Annotated in this window: 10 protein-coding genes; all 10 read left to right on the top strand. The window is 45.1% G+C overall.

The window, feature by feature from the left end:
* The first annotated feature begins 126 nt into the window (after window positions 1-126).
* From WKI49_01910 to nuoK, 10 genes are read left to right on the top strand one after another with little or no spacing between them, the layout of a single operon-like run.
* Entirely contained in the window at window positions 127-759 is a 633-nt protein-coding gene (locus WKI49_01910; protein MEJ7621258.1) for a hypothetical protein, read from the top strand.
* Between the two features lie 13 nt (window positions 760-772).
* Window positions 773-1,636: a site-specific integrase gene (locus tag WKI49_01905; protein MEJ7621257.1), complete on the top strand. Its 864-nt coding sequence runs from the start codon at window positions 773-775 to the stop codon at window positions 1,634-1,636.
* The gene (trmD, locus tag WKI49_01900) at window positions 1,633-2,487 is read left to right on the top strand and encodes a tRNA (guanosine(37)-N1)-methyltransferase TrmD (protein ID MEJ7621256.1); all 855 of its coding nucleotides are present in this window, start codon (window positions 1,633-1,635) and stop codon (window positions 2,485-2,487) included. Before WKI49_01905 ends, trmD begins: the two co-directional genes overlap by 4 nt.
* Window positions 2,378-4,756: a phosphoketolase family protein gene (locus WKI49_01895; protein MEJ7621255.1), complete on the top strand. Its 2,379-nt coding sequence runs from the start codon at window positions 2,378-2,380 to the stop codon at window positions 4,754-4,756. The genes trmD and WKI49_01895 overlap by 110 nt, the downstream gene beginning before the upstream one ends.
* Window positions 4,713-5,792, top strand: coding sequence for an acetate/propionate family kinase (locus WKI49_01890; protein ID MEJ7621254.1), 1,080 nt, complete (start codon window positions 4,713-4,715; stop codon window positions 5,790-5,792). The genes WKI49_01895 and WKI49_01890 overlap by 44 nt, the downstream gene beginning before the upstream one ends.
* 23 nt (window positions 5,793-5,815) lie before the next feature.
* Complete coding sequence (locus WKI49_01885; GenBank protein ID MEJ7621253.1) at window positions 5,816-6,724, top strand: MBL fold metallo-hydrolase; 909 nt, start codon at window positions 5,816-5,818, stop codon at window positions 6,722-6,724.
* Window positions 6,724-7,992 (top strand): 30S ribosomal protein S12 methylthiotransferase RimO, encoded by a 1,269-nt coding sequence (gene rimO, locus WKI49_01880; protein MEJ7621252.1) that lies wholly within the window; start codon window positions 6,724-6,726, stop codon window positions 7,990-7,992. The genes WKI49_01885 and rimO overlap by 1 nt, the downstream gene beginning before the upstream one ends.
* Before the next feature lie 57 nt (window positions 7,993-8,049).
* Window positions 8,050-8,655: an NADH-quinone oxidoreductase subunit I gene (locus tag WKI49_01875; GenBank protein ID MEJ7621251.1), complete on the top strand. Its 606-nt coding sequence runs from the start codon at window positions 8,050-8,052 to the stop codon at window positions 8,653-8,655.
* The gene (locus WKI49_01870) at window positions 8,643-9,131 is read left to right on the top strand and encodes an NADH-quinone oxidoreductase subunit J (GenBank protein ID MEJ7621250.1); all 489 of its coding nucleotides are present in this window, start codon (window positions 8,643-8,645) and stop codon (window positions 9,129-9,131) included. The genes WKI49_01875 and WKI49_01870 overlap by 13 nt, the downstream gene beginning before the upstream one ends.
* Entirely contained in the window at window positions 9,128-9,430 is a 303-nt protein-coding gene (gene nuoK, locus WKI49_01865; GenBank protein ID MEJ7621249.1) for an NADH-quinone oxidoreductase subunit NuoK, read from the top strand. The genes WKI49_01870 and nuoK overlap by 4 nt, the downstream gene beginning before the upstream one ends.
* Window positions 9,431-9,499 lie beyond the last annotated feature (69 nt).

The raw sequence follows: 9,499 nt of genomic DNA, 5'->3' as shown, positions 1-9,499 counted from the left end.
TGTGTGAGTTGTTAACATAATCGCAATTATATTAACAGCCCTAAGCTTCTGTTTCCCAACTGACACACATTGACATCTGACATCAAAAAGTGTAAAATGCTGTCATATAATTGAAAGGAGGCTGTCATGCTTGATGACAAAAAGGTTGTCAAAGTGAAAGCGTCGGAATATGCACTTTTAACAGACCTTTCGCTTAACACGGTAAAGAACCGCATAAGGGCTGGTGTTTTGAGGGGTGGCAAAGAAGAGGATGGTATTTGGTATGTTTACCTTACGCAAGATGAGTTAGAACACATAAGGAGTTTTAAGGAAAGACAGGAAGAGAAAAGCAAAAGTCTTCAGTCCAACCTTGAAGGTCTAAAGTCAAGCCTTGAAGGTAGTTTAATAGCCACTTATATGTCCGCCCTTATGCAAAAGGAACAGCAAAAGGAACAGCTTCTTCATGAACTTTCAAGCCTCTACACGCTTCTTGCCATAAGGGAAAAGGAGATGGAGTTTCTCACAAAGGAACTGGAAAGGGTCAGAGAAAAATGTATGGAAAAGGAAGCTGAGAACCAAAGATTAAAGGAGATAATCCAAGAGAAGGAGGATACGATAAGAAAACTTCAAGAGGAACTCAGGGAAAAGGAACATCTTCTAAGCCAGAAGGAGCTGGAAATCCAGAGGGTTGTGCTGGACAAGGACAGGGAGATATTAAACAAAGAGATGGAACTGTCTACTCTTCGTATGGAACTGGAGAAGAGGAAAAAGAAGGAATAAAATTAATAGAACTATGGATAGGCTTTTAGACCTATGGGTCAAAAGCCTTAGTAGGACTAAGAGTCAGAGGACTGTGATAACCTACAGCCTATGTCTTGCATCTTTTCAAAAACACTTAGGTAGTCAAATAAATCTTCTTGAGGTTGAGCCGAGGGTGTTATTTTCTTATGTTGACTCCTCTAACCTTTCTGCCTCTTCTCTTCTTACTCACTTATCCGCTATAAAGCATTTTTATAAGTTTGCTTTTAGAAGAGGATGGTTAAGTAGGGAGCGATACTTAGAGTTAGAAGCGGTTTTAGAAGAGATAAGGGATGACCTCTCTAACTCAAAACCTCAAAGAAGCCCGAAGGCTCTTAGTAGAGAAGAGCTTGATAGGATTTTCCAAGCGGTAAGAGATACAAAGTATGAACGTGTTTACAGTCTTCTCCTATACAGTGGTATTAGGCTTTCTGAATATGCCCAGCTTAAGAGGGATTTCTTCTACAAAGACAAGAGTGGCATATATTGGCTAAGACTTCCTGCGGAGATAACAAAGAGAGGAAAAGAAAGATTGGTCCCGATAATTGGTCCTTCTAAAGAGGAAACTATGAAAATAAACGAAAGACTTGATAAATGGCTTGAGGATTACGATGCCTACATAAGGGTAAAGGCGGGGTCTTTGCAGGTTTATACCAATAGGCTTTCTCAAAGGCTTGGTATTCCCTTCTCCGTGCATAGCTTTAGGCATACCTATATAACAAACCTTGTGAACTCTGGTTTTCCTGCGGAGGTGGTAAAGGAGTTTGCAGGACACTCCAATGTGAAGACTACCATAGACATATACTATCGCTTTAGCCAAGAGAGGGCGAGGAGCTTGGTGGAGAGCTTTCTTAGATGAGGTTTTTTGTCCTTACTATTTTCCCTCAGACAATTCAGTGCTATGCGGAGTATGGCATAGTAAGGCAGGCTATAAAAAAGGGTGTGCTTGAGCTCCATACTGTAGACATAAGAGACTTTGCTCACAAAAGACAGGTGGACGATACTGCCTATGGTGGGCATCCGGGGATGGTTATAAAGCCTGAGCCTGTTTTTAAGGCTTATGAGTATGTGGTGGAGAATTTTGGAAAGCCTTATACCATTATTCCTCAACCTTGGGGCAAAAGGCTCACTCAAGAGGACCTTGACAGGTTGTCTGTTTTTGATAGCTTGGCGGTTATATGTGGCAGATACGAGGGTTTGGACGAAAGGGTTAGCACTCTGGCGGACGAGGAGCTTTCTCTTGGAGACTTTGTTTTGGCAGGCGGTGAGCTTTTTGCACTTGTGCTTTTAGAAGGCATTGCGAGGCTTTTGCCGGGGGTTTTGAGCGAGCCTGAAAGTCTAAAAAGGGACTCCTTTAGAAGGTGGCTTGGTGCTCCAGTCTATACGAGACCAGCGGACTTTAGGGGTATGAAAGTCCCAGAGGTGCTCCTCTCTGGCAACCATGAACTTATTAGACTTTGGGAGCTTTGGCACTCTATAGAGAGAACACTAAAACTTAGACCAGAGCTTGTTCCTAAAAGGCTATATCCTCTGGAAGAGTCTATGCTCTCTGCTATAATAAGGGGCAAGAGCTTTGAAAAGTGGCTGGAGGAGGTGGGTCATGAAAGAGCTATTAAAGGCTTTCAGAGCATGCAACTACTTGGCGGTGGGGATGATATACCTCAAGGACAATCCTCTTCTGAGGGAGCCTCTAAGGAGGGAGCATCTTAAGAAAAGGCTTCTGGGACACTGGGGAGCAAGTCCAAATATTAGCTTTGTTTACCTGTTTACCAGCTATATGCTTCGTAAGTATCCGCTTAACGCTTTACTTGTGGTAGGTCCTGGGCATGGTGCACCGGGCTACATAGCGCCCCTATATCTTGAGGGGACTCTTAGCAAGTTCTATCCTGAGTTTTCTCAAGACAAGGAGGGTATGAAAAGGCTCTTTAAGGCTTTTTCCTTTCCGGGAGGGCTCGGAAGTCATTGCACTCCAGAGCTTCCCGGGTCTATACAAGAAGGTGGTGAGCTTGGATACAGCCTCTCTCATGCCTTTGGTGCGGTCTTTGACAATCCCGACCTTGTGGCGGTTGCCATAGTGGGCGATGGTGAGGCAGAAACTGGACCTTTGGCTACTGCGTGGCACTCCAATAAGTTTTTAAACCCAAAAAGGGATGGTCTTGTTCTCCCTGTGCTTTCTCTCAACGGCTACAAGATAAACAATCCCACACTGTTTGCGAGAATTCCAAAGGAAGAGCTCATTAGTCTTTTGAGGGGCTATGGCTATGAGCCACTGTGGGTAGAGGGAGAAGAGCCAGAAGAGGTGGCTGGTCAGATGAAGGAGGTCATGGAGTCTGCCTTTGAAAGGCTTATGGACCTGCGTGGAAAGGAGAAAAGACCTGTGCTTCCTGCCATAGTGCTAAAAACACCCAAAGGTTGGACAGCACCAAAGAAGTTTAGAGGAAAATACATAGAGGGTTATTGGAGGTCTCACCAAGTTCCTCTTTCTGACGTTCATGAAAATCCAGATAGCTTAAAGCTCCTTGAGGAGTGGCTACAGAGCTATAAACCAGAGGAGCTCTTTGACCAAGAGGGTAGACCTCTTATAAACCTTAGCGAGCTCTTTCCAGAAGAGGGCAGAAGGCTTGGAGATACTCCCTTTGCCAACGGTGGGCTTTTGAGAAAGCCTCTTGACCTACCAAAGGCAGAAGACTATAGCGTGGAGAGGTTTACTCTCCATAACAACACCTTGCCTCTTGGATACTACCTTAGAGAAGTTTTAAAGAAAAACCCCCACAACTTTAGAGTTTTTGGACCGGACGAGACCGCCTCAAACCGACTACACCCCACCTTTGAAGCTGGCAAGGTATGGATGTTAGAGAGACTTCCTGTGGACGAGGATGAAGGCTATCTGAGCCCTACGGGCAGGGTTATGGAGATGCTCTCTGAGCATACAGTGGAAGGTTGGCTTGAGGGTTATATACTTACGGGAAGGCATGGTATTTTGAGCACCTATGAAGGCTTTGCTCCCATAATAACCTCAATGGTAAACCAGTTTGGAAAGTGGTTGGATATATCTCAAGATGTGCCTTGGAGAGCTCCCATTAGTTCTCTTAATCTTTTGCTTACCTCTGTGGTTTGGAGACAAGACCACAACGGCTTTACCCACCAAGACCCTGGCTTTATAAACAGCATAGTGGATAAGTGGCCCAATGTGGTAAGGCTTTATTTTCCATGCGATGCTAACACCCTTTTGGCAACGGTGGAGCTGTGCCTTAAGTCCACAAACAGAGTAAACATCATTGTAGTTGACAAGCAGGCACACCCTCAGTATTTGGATTATCAGAGTGCCTACTCACATGTGATAAAGGGTATAGGCATCTTTGACTTTGCAAGCACCCACACAGATAGAGAACCCGATGTGGTCCTTGCAAGCTGTGGTGATATACCCACAAAGGAGGCTATAGGTGCGTCACTGCTCTTGAGAGAGTTCTTTCCAGACTTAGCCATAAGGTTTGTGAACGTGGTAAACCTCTTTAGACTTACTCCAGACAGCGAGCATCCCGACGGTCTTCCAGACAGGGATTTTGACGCCTACTTTACCACAGACAAGCCCATAATCTTTAACTTCCACGGTTATCCTTGGCTTATCCACAGGCTCACCTACAGAAGAAGAAACCACAAGAACCTGCATGTGAGAGGCTACAGAGAAAACAGGAAGATAGGCATAGATGCCACACAAATTCAACCCTTCCTTAAAGGAAGAGGTGGCATTACCACTCCTCTCCAGCTTGCCATACTAAACCAAATAGACCGCTTTAGCATTGCCATAGACGTTATCCAAAGAACGCCAGCATTGCAGTCGGTGGGAGGCAGATACATAGACCTCTTAAAGGATATGCAGATAAGAGCCCTAAGGCATGCCTACGAAGAAGGCGTAGACGCACCGGAGTTTTCCGATGAGAACTTTCTTGTGCCTAAACTACGGAAGCTCCTCTCTTAAGTATGCCCTCTTTGAGGGTCAGAGGCAAATCCTAAAGCACAAGAGGGTCTTAAGAGGGGAAGGCTTATCCCAAGCACTAAGGGAGCTTGCAAAGGAACTTCCAATTAGCCCAGAGGTAGTCCTGCACAGGGTGGTGCACGGTATGGAACACAAAAGCCCTATGCCTATAGAAGGTCAAAGTCTTGAGATACTGCGAGAGCTTGCACGTATAAATCCTCTCCACAACTCCATAGCCTTGGAAGGCATAGAGCAGAGCCTTGAGCTTTTTAGTAAAAGCCAACACTACGCTATTTTTGATACGGACTTCCATTCAAGCATGCCAGAGAGTGCAAGAATATATGGACTGGACTACGAGCTATATCAAAGGGGTATAAAGAGGTATGGCTTTCATGGCATTTCCTACTCCTACCTTTTGAGACGGTCTAAGCAGGTTCTTGAGAAAACAAAGCCAAACCTCATAATGATGCACTTGGGACAAGGCTGTAGTGTATGTGCGGTAAAGGAGGGGGTTTCTGTGGATACTTCTATGGGCTTTACGCCTCTTGAGGGTCTCCTTATGGTGACAAGACCTGGCGATGTGGACGCTGGGGTTATACTCCATATGCTAAGGTCTGGCTTGTCTGTGGAAGAATTGGAAAGAAGGCTATACAGAGAGAGTGGTATAAGGGCTATAGCGGGGGTCTCTGACTTTGAGGAGCTTCTCACTTTGAAAAGGAACGGCAACAGGAGGGCAATCCTTGCCTTTGAGGCTTTCCTGCATAGGCTTTTGAAGTATGTGGGTGCTTATTGGTTTTTCTTAGAGGGAGAGGTGGACGCCCTTGTTTTTTCCGGCGGTATAGGAGAAAACAGTCCAGAGGTAAGAGAAGAGCTTTGCAAAAGGCTTGCCTTTCTTGGAGTTGAGCTTGACCAAGAGGCAAACAGAAAAAACCAAGAGGTCATAAGTTCAAAGGGTAGTAGTGTAAAGGTCTTGGTGATACAAACGCAAGAAGAGTTGGAAATGGTTAACATATTCGTGGAAAGTAATAAAATCATATAGCAAGAGGTAAAAGGATGAGATATATGAAGCTCCTTTTTGTGTTTGTTTTTCTTGCCTACGCTATTACGCCCGAGATGAAGCTAAGGAGGGTGCAAGAGGACATTTATATGGTTAGGGGTGTGGATGCCCTGCCCTCTGTGGAAAATAGAGGCTTTATGTCCAATGCCTTTGGGGTGCTAACAGAGGAAGGTTGGGTTGTGATAGATGCCCTGTCCACTCCAGAGCTCTCAAAGGAATTTGTGGACAACCTTATGAGAGTAAGGAAAGCCCCCATAAAATACGCCATAATCACCCACTACCACCCTGACCATTGGTATGGAGCAAAAACTTACAAAGAGCTTGGAGCAAAAATAGTAGCCCACAAAAAGCTCATGGACTTCTACCAGTCAGGAGAGGCACAGCTTGCCCTTGAGAACGCAAAGCAGAGGTTTGGCAACCTTTTCAAAAGCGTAGTCCTTGTCCCACCAGACATAGTGGTAGAGGACAAATACACCCTCAAGGTGGGTGGGAAGACCTTTGAAGTTATATACATGGGACCAGCTCACACAGACAACGACCTTGTGGTATACATGCCTTCGGAAAAGGTGCTCTTTACAGGAGACCTTGTCCTCTATAACCGCATACCCTTTATGGGGGATAGGGGAGCAAGCTCAAAGGGTCTTGTGGAAGCCCTACATAAGATTAAGAAGATGGATGCAAAGGTGATTCTTGGTGGACACAACGAGCCTATGGACATGTCCGCTGTGGATTTTACTCTCGGGTATGTGCAGTTTCTCAGAGAGAACATAAGGAAAGCCAAAGAGCAAGGCAAGAACATAGACGAAATAAGAGAAGCCTTAAAGGAAAACCCTTACAGAAAATATGTCATGTATGACGCCTTTCACAACGCCAACGTCTTTAGGGTAGATGCCGAGCTTGACATGGAGGAATGATGAAGGTAGGTGTGATAAGTTTGGGATGTGCCAAAAACCTTGTGGACACGGAGGTGCTTCTTGGAAAGTTAAAGGAAGGTGGTGCAAAACTTGTTAATGACCCAAAAAAGGCGGATGTGATAGTTATAAACACCTGCGGTTTTATTGAGCCTGCAAAGAGAGAAGCCATAGAAACCATCTTAGAGTTTGTGGAAGACAAAAAGGTTATAGTGATGGGATGTCTTGTGCAAAGGTATAAGGAAGAGCTTCAAAAGGAAATTCCAGAGGTGCTCGCCTACTTTGGGACAGAAAGCTGGGACAGTGTGGTGGAGTTTCTGGGATTGGAGAAGAAGGAGAAAACTCAGAGGGTGCTTACCACGCCCAAGTCTTACGCATACCTAAAGATTGCAGAAGGGTGCAATAGGCTTTGCTCCTTTTGTGCCATACCCTTGATAAGAGGTAAGCACCGCTCCAGACCTATTGAGGAAATATTAGAGGAAGCCAGATACCTTGCAAGTCAGGGCGTAAAAGAGCTTTGCATAGTCTCACAAGACACCACCTACTACGGAAGAGACCTATACGGAAAGGGCTATCTTATAAAATTACTGAGCGAGCTTGAAAGGGTAGAAGGCATTAGGTGGATAAGACTTCTATACCTCTATCCCACAGAGATAGAGGATGACCTGCTTGACTATATGCAAAGCTCAGAAAAGGTCCTACCTTACTTTGATATGCCACTGCAACATATAAGCTCTAAGGTTTTAAGGAGCATGAGAAGAGGCTATGAGGAGGGCTTTGTAAGAGGTCTTATAGAAAAGGTTCGCACAAAACTGCCACAGGCTGTCCTAAGGACAACCTTTATAGTGGGCTATCCCACAGAGGAAGAAGAAGATTTTCAAAGGCTCTTGGACTTTGTTTCGGAGGGGCACTTCCACTGGGTTGGTGTCTTTACCTACTATCAAGAGGAAGGCACTCATGCCTTTTCTTTGGGAGACCCACTGTCAGAGAAGGAAAAGGAAAGAAGGAAAGAAGAGCTCCTAAGAATTCAGGAAGGGATAACCCTTAGAAAAAACCAAGAGCTTATTGGGAAGGAGTTGGAGCTTTTGGTGGATGGCTTTGACGAGGAGTTTGGCTACGTGCCAGTGGGTAGAATTTACTCACAAGCTCCAGAGGTGGACGGCATAACTTACGTGGAGTCTGATAGGGAGCTAAAGCCAGGGGACATAATAAGAGTGAAGATAACTCAAGTGGGAGGGTATGACCTTGGGGCTATGAAGCTTGAAGAATGAGATAGGTCATAAACTTTTGCACGAAAAGCTATACTTGACTTAAAATAGTAGCCCACTATGGGTATAAAGAAGGTAAACAGAAAAGCTTTTCTCAGCCTGTTGGAGACGGTGTTTTTTGTAGATTTCATAAAGGGTCTTTCTGTGACCCTCATAAACCTTTTCAGAAGACCTATAACCACCAACTACCCTATAGAAAAACTTACTCCACCTAAGCGATACAGAGGAGCTCACGGACACTTTGTGTGGGATGGCACAGAGCCGGATTCTCTAAAGGCTATAGAGAAGTTCATGAGCTACGAAAAGGGTAAAAGCAGATGCGTTGCCTGTTATATGTGCCAGACCGCCTGTCCTATGCCAACCCTTTTTAGAATAGAAGCGGTGCAGATGCCTGACGGCTCAAAAAAGGTGGTGCGTTTTGATATGAACCTGCTTAACTGTCTCTTTTGTGGTCTTTGTGTGGACGCCTGTCCTGTAGGCTGTCTTACCATGACAGACCTTTATGAACTGGCAGGATACACAAGGAGGTCTGCGGTCCTTAGGATGGATAGACTTGAGGAAAACGCCATAGATTGGAAAAAGAGAAGAGGCTCTGAGCCAGACCGTATTTGGATAGATGACAAGCAAAGAGAAAAGCTCTGGGGGAAGATAGAATGGAATGGCTAATTTTTGCTTTTTTGTCCACTTGGGCTGTAATTTCCACCTTGGGCGTGCTCTTTCTCAAAAACCCAGTCCACGCCATACTCTCCTTTATAAGCCTAATCCTTGCTATGGCTGGCATGTTCCTTCACCTTGGGGCGGAGCTTCTTGCAGGTTTGCAGTTGATAATATACGCAGTTGCCATAGTGGTCTTTTACGTGCTTGTTATTACCACCATACCTTGGGAGAAGGTAAAGAAGTTTGAAGGCTTCTACAAAAGGGAGTTTTTCTTTGGCTTTCCTCTTTTGCTGGGAAGTTTTGCACTCTTTGCCTACGCCATACTCAAGGGAAACTTTGCCAGCGTAGGTCTTGAGGTCAAGGACAATGTAAAGGAGGTGGGTAAAAGCCTTTTCACCACTTACCTCTTTCCTCTTGAAGTGGCTTCTGTTATACTATTGACCGCCATGATAGGAGCCATTCTTCTTGGGAGGAAAGAGGAGTGACTATAGAGAAGGCTTATCTTCTTATAAGCATCTTTTTGTTCCTTTCTGGTCTGCTTGGTGTTATCATAAGAAAAAACCTTATAACATTGCTTATAAGCACGGAGCTCATGCTGAACGGGGTGAACCTTGCCTTAGTTAGTGTGGACAGGCTCGTAGGTGGTATAGAAGGGCAGGTTTTTGCACTCTTCATACTTGCGGTTGCCGCCTCGGAGGTTGCGGTAGGTCTTGGTCTTATAGTTGCTCTATTTAGGCTGAAGGGCTACGAAGGCTCTTCCGAGATAACGCATTTGAGGGAATAAGATGGAAGGCTTGGTGGTTCTTATCTCACCTCTAATAGCCTTTTTGATAATAGGTCTCTTTGGCTCAAG

The sequence above is a fragment of the Aquificaceae bacterium genome, from assembly GCA_037722135.1.
Taxonomy (GTDB): domain Bacteria; phylum Aquificota; class Aquificia; order Aquificales; family Aquificaceae; genus Pampinifervens; species Pampinifervens sericum.
Note: the sequence above shows the minus strand (reverse complement) of the source record. Positions and strands in the feature narration are given on the sequence as shown.

Coding starts and splice junctions, on each gene's coding strand:
- WKI49_01910 (MEJ7621258.1), top strand. CDS start 127: ATGCTTGATGACAAAAAGGTTGTCAAAGTGAAAGCGTCGGAATATGCA.
- WKI49_01905 (MEJ7621257.1), top strand. CDS start 773: ATGGATAGGCTTTTAGACCTATGGGTCAAAAGCCTTAGTAGGACTAAG.
- trmD (MEJ7621256.1), top strand. CDS start 1,633: ATGAGGTTTTTTGTCCTTACTATTTTCCCTCAGACAATTCAGTGCTAT.
- WKI49_01895 (MEJ7621255.1), top strand. CDS start 2,378: ATGAAAGAGCTATTAAAGGCTTTCAGAGCATGCAACTACTTGGCGGTG.
- WKI49_01890 (MEJ7621254.1), top strand. CDS start 4,713: ATGAGAACTTTCTTGTGCCTAAACTACGGAAGCTCCTCTCTTAAGTAT.
- WKI49_01885 (MEJ7621253.1), top strand. CDS start 5,816: ATGAAGCTCCTTTTTGTGTTTGTTTTTCTTGCCTACGCTATTACGCCC.
- rimO (MEJ7621252.1), top strand. CDS start 6,724: ATGAAGGTAGGTGTGATAAGTTTGGGATGTGCCAAAAACCTTGTGGAC.
- WKI49_01875 (MEJ7621251.1), top strand. CDS start 8,050: ATGGGTATAAAGAAGGTAAACAGAAAAGCTTTTCTCAGCCTGTTGGAG.
- WKI49_01870 (MEJ7621250.1), top strand. CDS start 8,643: ATGGAATGGCTAATTTTTGCTTTTTTGTCCACTTGGGCTGTAATTTCC.